Genomic DNA, 16,584 nt, shown 5'->3' with positions numbered 1-16,584 from the left:
GCGTCGGGGTTGGTGATCGATGGTCAGGGATCGGTCGTGGGTATGTCGGTTTTCCTGCAGAGCTCGCTCGGCTCAGCCCACCGCATGCAGTGGCGCCGCCATCCGATGATCGGGCTGACGGGATTCGAGCTCGTCGAGACCGGCGTTCTCGTAGAGCGCCTGCAGGCGGCTGTCGGTGAGGCCTTCGATCGGCCCGTCGTAGTAGAGCCGCCCCTGTTTGAGGGCGATGGCGCGGCGGCAGTAGCGGCGCGCGACGTCGACCTGATGCAGGGTGACGACGATGGTGCGGCCGTCCTCGCGATTGATGCGCTGGAGGATCTCCATCACTTCGCGGGCGCTGCGCGGATCGAGGGAGGCGATCGGCTCGTCGGCGAAGATCACTTCGGCCTCCTGGACCAGCGCCCGGGCAATGGCGACGCGCTGCATCTGGCCGCCGGAAAGGGTATTGGCGCGCTGATGGGCGAGACCGACGATGCCGACCCGCTCGAGTGCGCGCAGCGCCAGGTCCCGTTCGTGCTGGGTGAAGCGGCCCGTCAGCGCCCGCCATCGCGGCATCGCCCCGAGGTGGCCGATCAGCACGTTGGTCAGCACGCTCAGGCGGCCGACGAGATTGAACTGCTGGAAGATGTAGCCGGCACGACGGCGCTGTTCGCGACTCGCGCCGACCAGTCGCCCCTGGCGCTGCACGTCGCGATCCAGCACTCTGACATGACCGTGCGACTGGCGGTCGGCACGGGTCAGGCCGATGAGATGGCGCAGCAGGGTCGACTTGCCGGAGCCCGACGGCCCGATCAGGGTGACCATTTCGCCGCTGGCGATCTCGAAACCCACCTCGCGCAGCGCGGCGTGGTTGCCGAAGGATTTGTCGAGCCGTTCGACGCTAATGATGGCGGTCATACGATTCGTCCCGGAAAGTGTTTGGAACCTGAAAGGCTGGACACAGTCTGGCGACGTCGTATGACGGTTATTTATCTAGACAATTAAGAAACGGTGACAAAGGCGGGGGCAAAAAGCGCCACGAAAAAAGCGCCCGCTGGCGCTTTATGGAGAATATCAATAAGTTGGCGGCGGCCGTCATCTCGCCGACACGAATTCGTCGTCGAATCGTCACATCCAGCACAAGACGATGTCGGCCGCCGGCCGGGCGTCAGGCGCTTTCCGTGGCGGGCAGGAAACCGCCCTGTCTGAGCACGTCCTCGTAACCTTCTCGGAAGGTGGGATAGCGGAACGTGTAGCCGGAATCGAGCAGCAGCCGGTTGTTGCAGCGCTTGCTGGAACGGCGACGCAGCGGTGACTGGATGACGTCCGGCGTCTCGACCTTGAGTCGCCCGGCGATCCAGGCCATCACTTCGTGCAGCGGTGCCGAATCGCAATCGCTGGCGAGATAGACCGGCTCCAGCGGCTTGCCTTCCAGCGCCAGCTGGATCAGGTGGGCGATCACGCCCGCGCAGTCGTCGCGATGAATGCGATTGGAGTACATTGGCGGGTTGGAGGCGGCGATACGGCCTTCGCTCACCTGGCGGATCAGCCGGTCGCGACCCGGGCCGTAGATTCCCGAGAAGCGGATGGCCGTGCCGGGCAGATCGTGTGCGAGCAGCGCCTGCTCGGCCTCGCGCATCAGTACCCCCGAGAAACCGTGGGGTTCGGTCACCGAGGTCTCGTCCACCTCTTCGCCGCCCTGCTGGGCATAGACGCTGGTCGAGGAGACGAAAAGGACCCGCTCGGGCGGCTTCTCGCGGGCGCCGAACGCCTGCAGAACCGCCTTCAGGCCAGTCGGATATGCCGCCTCGTAGGCCGACTCCTCGAACCGGTCCGCCGTCACCGCGTAGACGATGATATCGGCATCCGGCAGTGCCGCCAGCGCGGCTTCGTCGGTCACGTCCAGCGCCACCGCTTCGATCCCGGTGCCGGCGAGCGCGCCGACGTTGCGGCGTGCGCCGATCACGCGATGACCGGCATCGATCAACTGCTTCCCGAGCTGGGTGCCGATATCGCCACAGCCGAGAATTAGCGTAGTTTTCTTCACCTTTCCCTAGCCTCTTGGTAAAACGTCCTTGATGATTCGTCCCTGAGGACGCGAATGACCTCGAGAACCACACACTGACTTCGTGCGACAGGGAGCCTTCCGGTCCCAGCCAATGACTCTAACAGAACTCCGCTACATCGTAACCTTGGCCCAGGAGCGCCACTTCGGCCGCGCCGCCGAACGCTGCTTCGTTTCCCAGCCGACGCTGTCGGTGGCCGTCAAGAAACTCGAGGACGAGCTCGGCATCGCCCTGTTCGAACGCTCCAAATCCACCGTTCAGGTGACCCCGCTGGGCGAGCGGATCGTCGAGCAGGCGCACCGCGTGCTGGAGCAGGCCACGCTGATCCGGGAGATGGCCACCGAAGGCAAGGACCAGTTGATCAGCCCGCTGCGGATCGGTGCCATCTATACCATCGGCCCCTATCTGTTTCCGCATCTGATTCCGGCGCTGTCGCGCATCGCACCGCAGATGCCGCTCTATATCGAGGAGAGCTTCACCGGCGTGCTGCGGCGCAAGCTGCGCAGCGGCGAACTCGATGCCATCTTCGTGGCGCTGCCGTTCAACGAGTCCGACGTAGTCACCAAGACGCTCTACGAAGAGCCATTCGAGGTGCTGCTGCCGGCCGGCCATCCATGGACGGAGAAGGCGGCGATCGCCAAGGAGGATCTGCTCACCGAACGGCTGTTGTTGCTCGGCGAGGGTCACTGCTTCCGGGACCAGATTCTGGAGGCCTGCCCGGCGATCAGCGCGCAGCTCAACAACCCGTCGAACACCCTGATCGCCGAAGGCGGCTCGCTGGAGACCATCCGTCACATGGTCGCCTCCGGCCTGGGCATCACCGTGCTGCCGAAGCTGGCGATCGGCACCAATCATTATGAAAACGGCCTGCTGGAGAGTCGGCCGTTCAAGGGCAGTGCCCCCACGCGTAGCGTCGCGCTGGCATGGCGCGCCAGTTTCCCGCGGCCCAAGGCGATCGACGCACTGATTCAGGCGATCGATAAAATCCAGGGTAGCGACGTCGAGGCCGCATGAGCCTCGATGCGCCGGTAACCGACCTCTCCGGCGTCGGCGAGGCCCTGGCCGGCAAGCTGGCCCGGCTGCGCATCGAGCACGTCGTCGACCTGCTTTTCCATCTGCCGCTGCGCTATCAGGACCGGACACGAATCACGCCCATCGGCACCCTGCGTGCCGGCACCGAGGCCGTGGTCGAAGGCGAGGTCAGCGCTGCCGAGGTCGTCCGCGGCCGTCGGCGCAGCCTGCTGGTCCGCCTCAAGGACGGCACCGGCATCCTCAGCCTGCGCTTTTTCCATTTCTCGCCGGCCCAGCAGCAACAGTTCGTCAAGGGCGTACAGGTGCGCTGCTTCGGCGAGGCCCGCGCCGGCAGCACCGGGCTCGAGATCTATCACCCGGAATATCGTCTCATCCAGAGCGAAGCGACGCCGGTGGACGAACATCTCACACCGATCTACCCCGCCACCGAAGGGCTGGCGCAGCCGCGCCTGCGCGCCCTGATCCAGCAGGCGCTGAAGCGGCTCGAACAGGCGCCCGAAAGCCTGCCGGAGTGGATTCCCGAACCGCTGCGCGGTCGTTTTCGGCTGCCGGGGCTGATCGAATCGCTGCGCTATCTGCACGAACCACCGCCGGACGCGCCGCAGGAACGGCTGGCCGATGGCCGCCATCCCGCACAGCGGCGCCTGGCGCTGGAAGAGCTGCTGGCCCATCAGTTGAGCCTGCGCCAGGTCCGCCTGCGCATTCAGGCCGATGGCGCGCCCCGGCTCGCCGCCGCCAGCAATCTGCAGGCGCGCTTTCTGACCCAGCTGCCGTTCTCGCTGACCCAGGCGCAGCGCCGGGTGCTGGAGGAGATCGGACGGGATCTGGAGCGGGAAGTGCCGATGCTGCGGCTGGTCCAAGGCGACGTCGGTTCGGGCAAGACCGTGGTCGCCGCCATGGCGGTGCTGAACGCCATCGCCGGCGGCTGCCAGGCGGCGGTGATGGCCCCCACCGAGATTCTCGCCGAGCAGCACTTCCGCCAGTTTCGGGCCTGGCTCGAACCGCTGGGGATCGAGGTCGGCTGGCTGGCCGGCAAGCTCAAGGGCAAGGCACGCCTGGATACCAAGGCGGCCATCGCCGACGGCCGCGTGCAGGTCGCCGTCGGCACTCACGCGCTGTTTCAGGACGACGTGGTCTTCCACCGCCTGGGGCTGGCGGTGATCGACGAGCAGCATCGATTCGGCGTGCATCAGCGCCTCGCACTACGCCAGAAGGGCGAATCCGGCGGCCTGACGCCGCATCAGCTGATCATGACTGCCACGCCGATCCCGCGCACCCTGGCGATGAGCGCCTACGCCGATCTCGACCTGTCGGTGATCGACGAGTTGCCGCCGGGACGCACGCCGGTACATACCGTAGCGGTGCCCGACGAGCGTCGCCCGGAAGTGATTCAGCGTATCCGCAACGCCTGTGCCGACGGCCGCCAGGCCTACTGGGTTTGCACCCTGATCGAGGAGTCGGAGGCGTTGACCTGCCAGGCGGCGGAGGTGACCCGCGACACGCTGGTGGAAGCGCTGCCGGAGCTCAACGTGGGACTGGTTCACGGCCGCATGAAGGCTCAGGAAAAGGCCGACGTGATGGATGCCTTCAAGCAGGGCGAGCTGGATCTGCTGGTGGCGACCACGGTGATCGAGGTCGGTGTCGACGTGCCCAACGCCAGCCTGATGATCATCGAGAACCCGGAGCGTCTGGGGCTCTCCCAGTTGCATCAGCTACGCGGCCGGGTCGGCCGTGGCAGCGTCGACAGCTACTGCGTACTGCTCTATCACCCGCCGCTGTCGAACCATTCGCGCCAGCGTCTCGGCATCCTGCGCGACACCACCGACGGCTTCAAGGTGGCGGAAAGGGACCTCGAACTGCGCGGCCCCGGCGAAGTGCTCGGCACCCGCCAGACCGGGCTGGCGCAGATGAAGATCGCCGATCTCGAGCGCGATCGCGACCTGCTCGATACCGTCACCGCCCTGGCCCAGGCACTGCTCGAGGAAGCCCCCGACGCCGCGCCACCGCTGATCCAGCGCTGGCTGGGCGACGAAGCCGGGCGCTACGGGCAGGTTTGAAGCCTGCCCGTAGCCCCCGCGCGCTCAAGCATTCTCGGCGGCTTTGCCGCCAATCTTCTCGCCGCTGTTCTCCTCGTCATCTTTTTCGTCGTCACCTTTTCCGTTGCCACTTTTGCCCTCGTCCGGCGTCTCCACCGGCCGCGCCACCAGCCGGGCCGCCGCTTCGCTCATCGGCACCAGCTGGCGGCTGATGTGCAGCAGTTGAGTCTGGATCACGCGACGCTCGTCGTCGGCGTCGTCCTGGGCAGCGGTGGGCTCCTGCTCGAAGATCGCCATCAGCGCATTCTGCTCGCTCTTGAGCTCGGGGATGGGCTGGCGTGATGCCAGACTGGCGGCGATGGCGTCGAAGCGATCCGCGATCCGCCGTGCCGCAGCATAGATCTCGGCATCGCTTTCGGCATTCGACTCGTTGGCCGCCAGTGCGCCCCGATGCGCGCCCAGCGCGGAGAGATAGCCCAGCAACGTATGGGAGACGACCAGGAAGCGGAAACCCTCGTCAGCGTCCTTCTTACGATAGTGGCCGGGCTCCTGCAGCATGTTGGCCAGCACCGTGGAGAGCGCGGCATCGGCGTTGTGGGCGTTGCGGCGCGCCAGCCGGTAGGCGAGGTCGTCCTGCTTGCCGGCCTCGTACTGGTGGATGATCTCGCGCAAATAGAGCGTGCTGTTGGTCAGCGCCGTCGAGGCCACCTTGTGCAGGCGCCGCCCCTGCCAGTCCGGCAGGATGAAGAACACCGCCAGGCCGGATATCAGCGCGCCGATCAGGGTATCGATCAGCCGCGGCAGGATCAGGTCGAAGCCGTCGCCGACCTGGTTGAAGCTGCTCAGCACCAGCGTGGTGATGGCGGCGGTAGCGATGATGTAATGCTTCTCGCGATTGGCGAAGAAGACGACGCCGGCCACCACGGAAATCAGCGACTGGAGCAGCGGGTTCGGGAACAGGCTGATCAGCGCCCAGCCCACCACCAGGCCGACTACCGTGCCGATGATGCGCTGGCGCAGGAAGCGGCGCGTGGCACCGAAGTTGGGGCGACACACGAACAGCGTGGTCAGCAGGATCCAGTAGCCTTGGGTCGGGTGAACCAGATGCAGCACGCCATAGCCCACCAGCAGCGCGGTCGACAGGCGAAGGGCATGACGAAAGGTCGGCGATCCCGGCGTCAGGTTGAGACGAATGCGCTCCCAGGCGTCGCGAAAGCTGCGCGGCGAGCGGTCGAGGAGACTGGCGTCCTTCTGATCGACCACCGCATCCGGGTTGTGGGCGCTGGAGAGCTGGTCCTCCAGTGTCGCCAGGTTACGGCCCAGTGCCTGCAGCGAGCGCAGCAGCGGGGTCCATTCCGGATTGCGCTGCGCCCGCAGGTAGACGATCGACGCCCGCAGATCCTCCAGCGCCTGCTCGCTCTGGCCGTGCTCGAAGGGCTGGCGCAGCAGCAGTGCCTTGGCCAGCCGCTTGCACGCCCGGCCCTGCTGGTCGAGCAGCCGCTGACAGCGGAACAGCACATCGTGATGGAAGAAGGTCTCGGTCAATGCCGAATAAGGATAATGAGAGGCGCTGACCCGCTCGTGGATGTCCTGAGCGATGAAATAGAGCCGCAGGTAACGATTGAGCTTGCGGCTGCCGCGCTGGCCTTCCAGGCGCCGGAAGATCATCTCCTTGGCCTGATTGAGCGCGGTCACCACACGGCCGTTCTGGCGCGCCAGCGCGACGCGACGGCTTTCGACATCGACCCCGCGCAGCGGCTCGAACAGCGTCGCCTTGATGATCAGATACTCGCCCAGCTCCCGGTAGAGCTGCGCCATGCTCTGCTTGACCGGCTGGCGCGAGAACAGCGCACACCAGACGACCGAGATCGCCCCGTACCAGGCCGCACCGCCGACCAACAGCAGCGGCTGATGCCAGAAATTGCCGTCGGTGGTGCCGCCGTGCTGCTCGATATTGATCATCGAATAGACCGACAGGATCAGCGTCGCCGAGGCGATGGTGGCATAGCGCTGCTCGACGGCGCCGAGCATGATGAAGGTAAACGCCGACAGCGCCAGACCGGGCGCAAACAGCCACGGCCAGGGGAACAGCAGCTCCACCGAGCACGAGGCGACCAGGAAACAGATCAGCGTGACCAGCAGCGCCCGAACGCGGCCTTCCCAGTTGTCGTCGGTCTCGGAGAGCGCGCTGGCGATGATGCCGAGAAACAGGGGAATGGCGAGCGCGATCTGATCCTGGGACCAGCTCAGCGCAATGGCGCCGCTGAACGCCAGGAACACGCGGAAGCTGTAGGCGAACTTGTCCAGCGTCCATAGCTGGCGCAGGGAGTGGGAAAACGAATCGGAAATCTCGGTCTCTCCAGGATTGTGGTCGTGCCGTCAAGATAGCGCGCCCGCGATACCGGGAACAGACGCCACCGACCATGAGCGAATAGAGAACCCCACCAGGCTTTAGACTTTAGTATAACGTCTTTACACCTATCGGCAGCAACGGCGCTGCGCTTTATCCTCGCCCCCACTTCATCCCTATCCCGGAGTTCGGCATGATCGGGGTTTACCGGAAAATTGAGGCAGAGCGTGCGACCGACCAGGCATTCGCATCGAAACGGCGTGTGGCGAGCACTCGCCATCATGGGCCAGGCATTGCGGGCGCTGGTGCTGCTGGCCGTGATCGCCTGGGGCGTGCTGGCGCTGCACTTCGAACTGCCGGGATCGACGCTCGTCGTCGACTCGGTGATCGCAGCATGGGTGCTGGTCGGCCTGGCCGCGCTGCTGGCGCCTTTATGGAAGCGCCGTCATCGTCGGGTCTCGTCGGCGCTGCGCGTCCTGTTCGCGCTGGCGCTGATCGCCGTCGTGAGTTGGTGGCAGAGCCTCGAGCCCAGCAACGATCGCGACTGGGCGCCGGACGTCGCGCGCCAGCTCTCGGTCGAACGCGAGGGCGACCGGGTCCGGCTTCACAACGTGCGCGACTTCGAGTGGCAGACGCCGGACACCGCGACGACGCGCTGGGAGACCCGCGAGTACGATCTCTCGCAGCTCGACTCGGTGGACATGGCGGTTTCCTACTGGATGGGCCCGGCCATCGCCCACACGCTGGTCACGTTCGGCTTTGCCGACGGCCGGCATCTGACGTTTTCGGTGGAGATCCGGCGCGAGCGGGACGAGGCGTTCTCGATCAGCGGCGGCTTCTTCAAGCAGTTCGAACTCAACCTGATCGCTGCCGACGAGAACGACATTCTGCGCCTGCGCAGCAACGTCAGAGGCGAGGACGTCTATCTCTACCGGGTCGGGCTCTCGCCGCAGGCACGCCGCGAGCTGTTCGTGGCCTATCTCGACGAAGCCGAGCGGCTGCGCCGAACGCCTGAGTTCTACAACACCCTGACCAGCAACTGCACCACCATCGTGTTCGACATGGTCGACAGGATCGTCGACGGACTGCCTCGGGACATCCGGCTGATTCTCTCCGGCTATCTGCCGGAATACGTCTACGAGATCGGCGGGCTGGATACGAGCCATCCGCTCGCGTTCCTGCGTAACCGCGGCTATATCAACCCGCGCGCCCAGCAGATTCCGTACAATGCCGGGAGCGAGGCCTTTTCCCGTGCCATCCGCGACGGGGTTCCCGCTGCCGACGGCGAGATCCTTCATGCTTCATCGCCCTGAGCTGAATTCACTGCCATGACCTCCCTGCGCGACGCCATCGAAAATCGCATCAGCCACCTGACCGGCCGCACGCTGGGCGGGGTCGACTATACCCAGCCCAAGGGCGACCCGGGCCTGTTCGGGCCGGAGACCATGGCGTGGCGGGTGCATGGGGATTTCACCTCGATGATGTGCGGCGGCGTCAGCGCGCTGCTGTTGCAGATGCTGCATCCGCTGGCGCTGGCCGGAGTCTGGGATCACTCCAACTTCCGCCGCGACATGATCGGCCGGCTGCGACGCACCAGTCAGTTCATCGCCGTTACCACCTTCGGCTCCCGCGACGACGCCGAGCGGATCCTCGATCGGGTACGCCGAGTCCACGACAGCGTCAGCGGGTACGCCGCCGACGGCACGCCCTACGCGGCCAACGATCCGGATCTGCTGGTGTGGGTCCATGTCGCCGAGATGAGCCGCTTTCTCGCCTCGCATCGGCGCTATCGCGATCCCGGCCTGAGCCTGGCCGATCAGGATCGCTACTTCGCCGAAACCGCCCGCGTGGCCGAAGCGCTGGGCGCGCGCCATGTGCCCAAAAGCCGGGCGGCCATCGATGACTATCTCGAGCGCCAGCGGCGCTATCTGGTCTGCGACGCCCGCACCCGCGACGTCATCGACGTGCTGCTGCACGCGCTGCCGCCGAGCCCGGTCATCCGCCCCGTCGGCGCGCTGTTCATGCGCGCCGGCATCGACCTGCTGCCGCCCTGGGCGGCGACGCTGCTGAGCCTCGAGATGTCGACGCTCGAGCGTCACGCCGTGCGCAGCGGCATTCGCACCATCGCCCCGGTGGTGCGCTGGGCGGTGCGCAACGGCTCCTACCGTCGCGCCATGGAGCGGATGCAGGCCCGGGAGCAGGCTCAGGACTGATCGCCGGGCAGCTCGCGACGCAGCCATTCGGCGAGGCGCTCGCCGCGTCGGGCGTCGACTCCCGGAGCCAGCCACAGCCCCAGCGAGGCGGTGGTCTCGACCGCCGGCCATGGTGCCATCAGGCGTTCCTGACGCAGTTCGGCGGCCACCAGCAGCTGCGGGGCAATGGCGACCCCGAGTCCCGCCAGCGCGGCTTCCAGCAGATAGTAGAGATGTTCGAAGCTGCGCCCCCGGCCCCGCGCCGCTGCCAGCGTCTCGTCGTCCACGCCCATGGCCGCCGCCCATTCGGGCCAGGCTTGCGGCCGCGACGCCGTGTCCAGCAGCGTGAGCCGTTCCAGCATCGCCCCGGCCGACGCCTGCGATGTCGCCGTCCAGACCGCCGGTGTCGCCACGGCGACGATTCGTTCCGGCATCAGCGGGAACACCGTCATGTCGGCGGGCCACGGCGGCGCGGCGAAGCGCAGCGTGGCATCGACGTCCTCCCGGCGCGGGTCGAGTTCGTTCTCGCTGGAAACCACCCGCAGTCGCAGTTCGGGCAGATCGGCGTTGAGCCGGTCGAGCCGCGGGATCAGCCAGCGCGCCAGCAGGCTGCCCGGGCAGGCCAGCGTGAACGGCGCTTCGTCGAGACGCCGCGCGAGTCTGGCGCAGCCCTCGCTCAAGCGTGAGAAAGCCTCATGCACCGCCGGATACAGCTCCCGGCCGTGGGCCGTCGGTTCGAGCCCGCGCCCCGCCTTGTCGAACAGCGCCGTGCCGAAATGGTGCTCCAGGGTTCGCAGTTGACGGCTCACCGCGCCGTGCGTGACGTTCAGCTCCCGCGCGGCGTCGCTGACGCTGCCCAGACGAACCGTGGCTTCGAACGCGCGCAGCGCATTGAGCGAAGGTAGCGTGGCCATCCCGCCTCCGTCGATTGGTGATTTTTTCTCACAGAAAGCGGAGAGTTTATCGATTTTCCCCGCCGCGCGACCAGCCTAGTCTGAGCCCATCGAATCGACTGACCGGGAACGACTGATGAATGCAAAGATGGTTGATCTCCCCGACGAGCATGGCTTTTTCGGCGGCTCGGACGATCGGGGCCAGGCAGGGCGCGGCTACGGCGGGCGCTATGTCGCGGAAACGCTGATGCCGCTGATCGGCGAGATCGAGGCCGCCTACGACGAGGCACGGGACGACCCCGCCTTTCAGGCACGGCTGGACGAGCTGCGCCGTGACTATATCGGTCGCGCCACGCCGCTCTACTTCGCCGAGCGCCTGACCGAACACTTCGGCGGCGCGAAGCTCTACCTGAAGCGCGAGGATCTCAATCACACCGGCGCGCACAAGATCAACAACGCGCTGGGGCAGGCGCTGCTGGCGAGCCGCATGGGCCGCCGGCGACTGATCGCCGAAACCGGCGCCGGCATGCACGGCGTCGCCGTCGCCACGGTGGCGGCGCGTCTCGACATGACCTGCGTGATCTACATGGGCGCCACCGATATCGAGCGCCAGCAGCCCAACGTGCAGCGCATGCGCCTGCTCGGCGCCGAGATCGTGCCCGTCCACGCCGGCACGGCGACGCTCAAGGACGCCATGAACGAGGCCCTGCGCGACTGGGTCGCCAATGTCGACGATACCTTCTACATCATCGGCACCGTGGCGGGGCCGGCGCCCTATCCGCGCATGGTGCGGGATTTCCAGTCGGTGATCGGCCGCGAGACGCGCGAGCAACTGCTGGCGACGCAGCATCGCCTGCCGGACTCGCTGGTCGCCTGCGTCGGCGGCGGTTCCAACGCCATGGGGCTGTTCCACGCCTTTCTCGACGATGCGGACGTAGCCATGATCGGCGTCGAAGCGGCCGGCGAAGGGCTGGAGAGCGGCCGCCATGCCGCCAGTCTCAACGGCGGCACGCCCGGCATCCTGCACGGCAACCGCACCTACCTGCTGCAGGACGACGACGGCCAGATTCAGGATGCCCACTCGATCTCTGCCGGGCTCGACTATCCCGGCATCGGCCCCGAACATGCGTACCTGCATGACAGCGGCCGGGCGAGCTACGTGGCGGTGACCGACGACGAGGCGCTGGAGGCCGTCGCGCTCTGCTGCCGGCTGGAAGGCATCCTGCCGGCGCTGGAGTCCGCGCACGCGCTGTACCATGCCGGACGTTTGGCGGCGACACAGGGCTCGGACCGGATCATCGTGGTCTGTCTGAGCGGCCGCGGCGACAAGGACATGGACACTATCACCCGCCACCTGATGCCCGAGGAGGCCGACTCATGAGCGCTTCGTCTTTGAATACGGATGCCCTGGATACGGACGTTCTGGATACGGATGCCCTGGATATGAATACCTCGAATACCCAGGCCTTGAACGCCGATTCGCGGCTGGCGCGTCGCTTCGCGGCACTGCGTGCCGAGAATCGCGCTGCGCTGGTGACCTACGTCATGGCCGGCGACCCCGACCCCGAGACCAGCCGCGACCTGCTCGAGCATCTGCCGGCCGCCGGCGCCGATATCATCGAGCTGGGCATGCCGTTCAGCGATCCGATGGCCGACGGCGTGGCGATCCAGCGCGCCGGGCAACGCGCATTGGCGAACGGCCAGACGCTGGCGCGCACGCTGGAGAGGGTGCGCGACTTCCGCCGCCGCGACGATGACACCCCGATCGTGCTGATGGGCTATCTCAATCCGATCCAGCGCTTCGGCGAGGATCGCTTTCTGCAGGCGGCTGCCGAGGCCGGCGCCGATGGCCTGATCCTGGTCGACCTGCCGCCGGAACATGGCGCCGCGCTGACCGCCCGGGCCCGCGACCTGGGCCTGGCGCGGATTCCGCTGGTGGCACCGACCACGCCGCCGGAGCGGTTACCAAAGCTGCTCGCCCAGGGCGATGGCTTCGTCTACCGCATCGCGTTCAATGGCGTGACCGGCACTCGGCGAACCGATATCGCGGCGTCGCTGGGCGAATCGCTCATCGAGCTCAAGCGACGCTCGCCCCTGCCGGTCGCCGTCGGCTTTGGCGTACGTGATGGTGACACGGCCGCTGCCGTTGCCCGGGTTGCCGATGCCGTCGTCGTCGGTAGCGCGCTGGTCGAGCGGCTCGCCGAGACAGGCGTGGAGGGCGCGCTGGCACTGACGCGGGAGCTGGCCGAGTCGATTCACGGCGCCCGGAAAAGCGAAGCCTGAGCGCGCCCCGATCGTTCGATTTTGCGCACGTGTACGTGCGCAAAAACGCGCTTTTGTTCGATTATTTAGGCAATACACTGTCTCCATTGCGCCGTGACTGACGTTCGGCGCCCGAAACCAGGAGACAGACCATGTTGACGATTCGACGCGGTAACGAACGCGGTTATGCCGATCACGGCTGGCTCAAGAGCTACCACTCGTTCTCGTTCGCCGGCTATCACGACCCGAAACATGTGCACTTCAGCGTGCTGCGGGTGATCAACGAGGACCGTGTCGCCCCGGGTCAGGGTTTCGGCCAGCACGGCCATCAGGACATGGAGATATTCTCCTATGTGCTGAGCGGCGAGCTGGCCCACCGTGACACGCTGGGCAACGGCTCCTCGATCGGCCCTGGCCGGGTGCAGATCATGACCACCGGCACCGGCGTCGAGCACAGCGAGTTCAATCACTCCGCCAGCGAGCCGGTGCACTTCCTGCAGATCTGGCTGTTCCCGCGGGCGCGAGGGCTGACACCGCGCTACGCCGAAAAGGATTTCGATGAAGCCGACAAGCGTGGCCGGCTGTGCCTGATCCTGTCACCGGATGGTCGCGACGGTTCGCTGGAACTGCAACAAGACGCCTTCATCTACGCGTCGCTGCTGGACGGCGACGAATGGGCAGAATTGCCACTGGCAACGGATCGCCAGAGCTACGTGCACGTGGTCAGGGGCAGTATCACGGTCAACGGCCAGGCGCTTGAAGGCGGCGATGCGCTGATGCTAGTGGATGAGCCCGGCGTGACGCTGGAAGGCGGCGAGGATGCGGAAGTACTGGTCTTCGATCTGCCGGCCGTGCAGCCGTCTTGAGATCGATGCGGTATCAGCGACCGGCGACAGGGACGTTGCCGGCTTTTATCGTCGGGTGACAGCGTTACAAGTGCTTGAGCAAACTCTGCAATCGCTCCAGATCGCGGGAGTCTCCCACCAGCCGCAGCTGGCCGTTGAACAGCCCTTCGCGAAAAGCGCGCTGGGAAGGCCTGCGCAGAAATCGCGTGGCGCTTTCCGCGTCGCGGAAGCGCAGTTCCAGCGCCAGGTCGATCGGCAGGCCGACATCGCTCTGGATCGCCTGTGGCGTCATGCGGTAGTGACGGGCGATCGTGAGGTCTTCGGTGGCAACGCCCCAATCGAATCGCTGGAGCTTTTCCAGGGCGTCGCGAAACGCCGCCTTGCGGGAACGCGCGCGCTTGAGCATCACGCCCAGCCACCAGAGCATCAACTTGAGCTTCATGCCACCTCGCACGAATCGTCCATCACGGGAATACAGCAGGGGAAGAATGCCGATCCACCCCTATTTCGTTCGGCGGATCGGCTATCGTTTCGCTCATGGCAAATGAGCGACTCAAGAATCCAGGATCCGATCTTACTTGCTGACGGCGTCCTTGAGAGCCTTGCCGGGCTTGAAGGCCACGGTCTTGCTGGCCGGAATATCCAACGGCTTGCCAGTCTGCGGGTTCTTGCCCGTCCGTGCGGCGCGCTCGCGAACCGTGAACGAACCGAAACCGATCAAAGTGACATCGCTACCCTTGGAAACCGTACCGGTGATCTCGTCGAGGATGACGTTCAACACCTGACTGGCCTTGTCCTTCGACAGATCCGCACGCTCGGCAATCGCCGCAGCGAGTTCTGGCTTACGCATAGAGCCCTCCTAGTTTGGCAATGGCGTCACCTGAAACGCCTCGCGTTTGAGACGAGTTGTTGTTCTCGATGAGGAACAACGCCCTCCGGTCGCATAATAGGCCGCTTGGGGCGCGGTTTGTCCAGCATCAGGTGACGATTCGTGGCTTATAGATCCGCAGCCACCGGGGCTAGCCTAGCAATGGGGGGGTCGCTCGCGCCAGTTCGACTTTACGACGAACGCAGTGCCCGGTCAGCGCAAAGCCCAGCAGGGCACCGTTGTCGTCCTCGGCCAGCGCAGTGAAATCGCCGCCTTCTCCCTCGATCCGCCATCGGCGGGGCGCCTTTTGCGGCGGCAGCGCGACCACCGGCAACAGCGGCGTCTTGACCACGATCGGCCAGCTTCCGTAGCTGACCTCGGTCGGCGTGCCGGTCAGCGTCGCCGCCAGTGCCTTGGCGCTGGCCTGCAGCGGCTGGACGTACATCGCGTTCAGGCCGTTACCCGGGGCGCCGAGGCCATCGACGCAGGCCACGTCTCCCAGCGCGAAGACGTTCGGGTCGCTGGTGGCGAGCCGGCGATCGGTGAGAATGCCCGCCGAAGACACCGCCAGCCCCGCGGCCTCGGCGAGCGCCGTCCGGGGCGTCAGTCCGGTTGCGATCAGCACCAGATCCGCTTCGAGGCTTTCGCCATCCTCCAGCGCCAGCGTCACGCCTTCGCCGTCGTCATGGAGCGCCGTCACCCGGCGTTCGAAAATGCTGCGGATGCCGGTCTCCTCGAACGCCTCGCCCAGCGCCCGCCCCAGCGGCGGCGGCAGCAGGCGGGCCAGCGGCGTCGCCTCGGGAGAGATCAGCGCCACCCGGTGGCCGCCGGCGTGCAGGTCGCTGGCGAATTCGCAGCCCACCAGGCCCGCGCCGATGATCGCGATGCGAGCCTGTCGCCCGGGGTGGCGATCCAGCACGCCACGCAGCCGCCGGTAGTCGTCGAGATCGTTGATCTGGAAGACCCGATCGTGCAGCGCGGGAGACACGTCGAACGGCTGCCGGGGCGCCGCGCCGGTGGCCAGTACCAGTTGGCCGTAGGGCAGGATTTCGGTGCCGATTCGCAGCTGGCGATTGGCGGTGTCGATGGCGTCCACCGTGGTATGGATGCGAACCCGGACCTGCAACGATTCGGCCACGCCCACCGCATCGCGTATCGCCAGCCTTTCCGCCGTCTGCCGCTTGGTGAAGGCGCTGGAGAGCAGCGGCTTGGTATAGTCCTCGCCGCTGTCTGCGCTGATCAGGGTGATCGGCCGCTCGGCATCGTGGCTTCGCACCGCCCGGGCCAGGCCCAGGCCGGCCATGCCGGTGCCGATGATCGTCAGTGGCGCAGTGGAATGATAGGATTGACTCATTACGGGGGCTCGTTCGGTCGGTCGTCTCGAGGCCTCATGGTACACTACGCTGCCTTCGAGCCGCGCCATCCCGCGGTTCCCGCCATTTTCACGGCGCTTTTCATGGTACTGCTCACGGAGTCGTTTCGCGTGCCCGCAACCTGCCACTGCCATGCCTTGTCATCCGCCGAACGATCCTGGCGCTGGATCCGCTGGTCTCCGGCCGCCGCTCAGCGCCCTCGCATGAGCACCGCCTGGTGGCAGTGGGTCGCCTCCACCGACTCCCTTACCGCACGGCTCATCGCGGCATCCGAGCGCCCGTTCCGGGTCAAGCTGATCCATCAGGGCGTCGAGCGGCCGCGCCGCGACGAAGCCCAGGCTCTGGGCCTCGCTCCCACCGAGGTGGCCTGGGTGCGCGAGGTGATGCTGATGAGCGGCGAACGGCCCTGGGTCGCGGCGCGCTCGATCGCACCGCTGGATCGCATAGGTTGTCGGCGCCTGCGGACGTTGGGGGAACGCTCGCTGGGCAGCTGGCTGTTCGCCCAGCACGATCTCCAGCGCGACCCGATCGAGGTGGCGCGGGTCTCGCCCGCCGGTGCCGGGCTCTGGCTACGCCGCTCGCGCTTTCGCCACGGCACCATCCAGTTGCTGGTCCAGGAGTGTTTCCAGCGTGACATGGCCGAGGACCTGGGCCTTTCTTCGACCTGAACGGCGGCCCACGAGCCGAA

The 16,584-nt window shown here is 66.4% G+C and carries 15 protein-coding genes; 8 read left to right on the top strand and 7 right to left on the bottom strand.

Translation table 11 applies throughout. The features are described 5' to 3' along the window. Positions 1–72: 72 nt before the first annotated feature. Positions 73–897, bottom strand: coding sequence for a phosphonate ABC transporter ATP-binding protein (gene phnC / locus R3F72_RS13660; protein WP_071230467.1), 825 nt, complete (start codon positions 895–897; stop codon positions 73–75). A gap of 250 nt (positions 898–1,147) precedes the next feature. After that, on the bottom strand, positions 1,148–2,026 hold the full coding sequence (locus R3F72_RS13655; RefSeq protein WP_332779927.1) for an NAD-dependent epimerase/dehydratase family protein: 879 nt from the start codon (positions 2,024–2,026) through the stop codon (positions 1,148–1,150). A 112-nt stretch (positions 2,027–2,138) separates the two neighbouring features. On the opposite strand from R3F72_RS13655, the gene R3F72_RS13650 reads away from it, so the two are divergent. Continuing rightward, complete coding sequence (locus tag R3F72_RS13650) at positions 2,139–3,059, top strand: hydrogen peroxide-inducible genes activator (protein ID WP_087720127.1); 921 nt, start codon at positions 2,139–2,141, stop codon at positions 3,057–3,059. Next, positions 3,056–5,134, top strand: a complete 2,079-nt coding sequence (recG, locus tag R3F72_RS13645) for an ATP-dependent DNA helicase RecG (protein ID WP_332779926.1) — start codon at positions 3,056–3,058, stop codon at positions 5,132–5,134. The genes R3F72_RS13650 and recG overlap by 4 nt, the downstream gene beginning before the upstream one ends. A gap of 24 nt (positions 5,135–5,158) precedes the next feature. Here the strand turns inward: recG and yccS are convergent, their stop codons facing one another. Continuing rightward, the gene (yccS, locus tag R3F72_RS13640; protein WP_442978351.1) at positions 5,159–7,393 is read right to left on the bottom strand and encodes a YccS family putative transporter; all 2,235 of its coding nucleotides are present in this window, start codon (positions 7,391–7,393) and stop codon (positions 5,159–5,161) included. A 330-nt stretch (positions 7,394–7,723) separates the two neighbouring features. On the opposite strand from yccS, the gene R3F72_RS13635 reads away from it, so the two are divergent. After that, positions 7,724–8,776, top strand: a complete 1,053-nt coding sequence (locus tag R3F72_RS13635; protein ID WP_332779925.1) for an Lnb N-terminal periplasmic domain-containing protein — start codon at positions 7,724–7,726, stop codon at positions 8,774–8,776. A gap of 15 nt (positions 8,777–8,791) precedes the next feature. After that, positions 8,792–9,676, top strand: a complete 885-nt coding sequence (locus tag R3F72_RS13630) for an oxygenase MpaB family protein (protein ID WP_332779924.1) — start codon at positions 8,792–8,794, stop codon at positions 9,674–9,676. Here R3F72_RS13630 and R3F72_RS13625 read toward each other — a convergent pair. Beyond that, positions 9,667–10,569 carry a LysR family transcriptional regulator gene (locus R3F72_RS13625; protein ID WP_332779923.1) on the bottom strand — a complete coding sequence of 301 codons (903 nt, stop codon included), beginning with the start codon at positions 10,567–10,569 and terminating at the stop codon, positions 9,667–9,669. The genes R3F72_RS13630 and R3F72_RS13625 overlap by 10 nt on opposite strands. 115 nt (positions 10,570–10,684) lie before the next feature. Here R3F72_RS13625 and trpB point away from each other — a divergent pair, with 115 nt between their 5' ends. From trpB to R3F72_RS13610, 3 genes are all read left to right on the top strand, one after another. After that, complete coding sequence (trpB, locus tag R3F72_RS13620; protein ID WP_332779922.1) at positions 10,685–11,929, top strand: tryptophan synthase subunit beta; 1,245 nt, start codon at positions 10,685–10,687, stop codon at positions 11,927–11,929. Next, positions 11,926–12,831 (top strand): tryptophan synthase subunit alpha, encoded by a 906-nt coding sequence (gene trpA / locus R3F72_RS13615; protein ID WP_332779921.1) that lies wholly within the window; start codon positions 11,926–11,928, stop codon positions 12,829–12,831. Before trpB ends, trpA begins: the two co-directional genes overlap by 4 nt. 131 nt (positions 12,832–12,962) lie before the next feature. Beyond that, on the top strand, positions 12,963–13,676 hold the full coding sequence (locus R3F72_RS13610) for a pirin family protein (RefSeq protein WP_087720133.1): 714 nt from the start codon (positions 12,963–12,965) through the stop codon (positions 13,674–13,676). 64 nt (positions 13,677–13,740) lie between these two features. On the opposite strand, the gene R3F72_RS13605 is transcribed toward R3F72_RS13610, so the two are convergent. The 3 genes from R3F72_RS13605 to R3F72_RS13595 form a co-directional block, all read right to left on the bottom strand. Further along, a complete protein-coding gene (locus tag R3F72_RS13605; RefSeq protein WP_087720134.1) occupies positions 13,741–14,097 on the bottom strand; it encodes a hypothetical protein in 357 nt (118 codons plus the stop codon). Positions 14,098–14,229: 132 nt separating this feature from the next. Beyond that, entirely contained in the window at positions 14,230–14,505 is a 276-nt protein-coding gene (locus R3F72_RS13600) for an HU family DNA-binding protein (RefSeq protein WP_071230476.1), read from the bottom strand. 169 nt (positions 14,506–14,674) lie between these two features. Then, positions 14,675–15,877, bottom strand: coding sequence for an NAD(P)/FAD-dependent oxidoreductase (locus tag R3F72_RS13595; RefSeq protein WP_332779920.1), 1,203 nt, complete (start codon positions 15,875–15,877; stop codon positions 14,675–14,677). Positions 15,878–15,913: 36 nt separating this feature from the next. On the opposite strand from R3F72_RS13595, the gene R3F72_RS13590 reads away from it, so the two are divergent. Then, positions 15,914–16,564 carry a chorismate--pyruvate lyase family protein gene (locus R3F72_RS13590; RefSeq protein ID WP_332779919.1) on the top strand — a complete coding sequence of 217 codons (651 nt, stop codon included), beginning with the start codon at positions 15,914–15,916 and terminating at the stop codon, positions 16,562–16,564. Positions 16,565–16,584 lie beyond the last annotated feature (20 nt).

This window comes from Salinicola sp. 4072 (assembly GCF_036663415.1).
Taxonomy (GTDB): Bacteria; Pseudomonadota; Gammaproteobacteria; order Pseudomonadales; family Halomonadaceae; genus Salinicola; species Salinicola salarius_A.
This window is presented reverse-complemented; position numbering and strand designations above follow the sequence as displayed.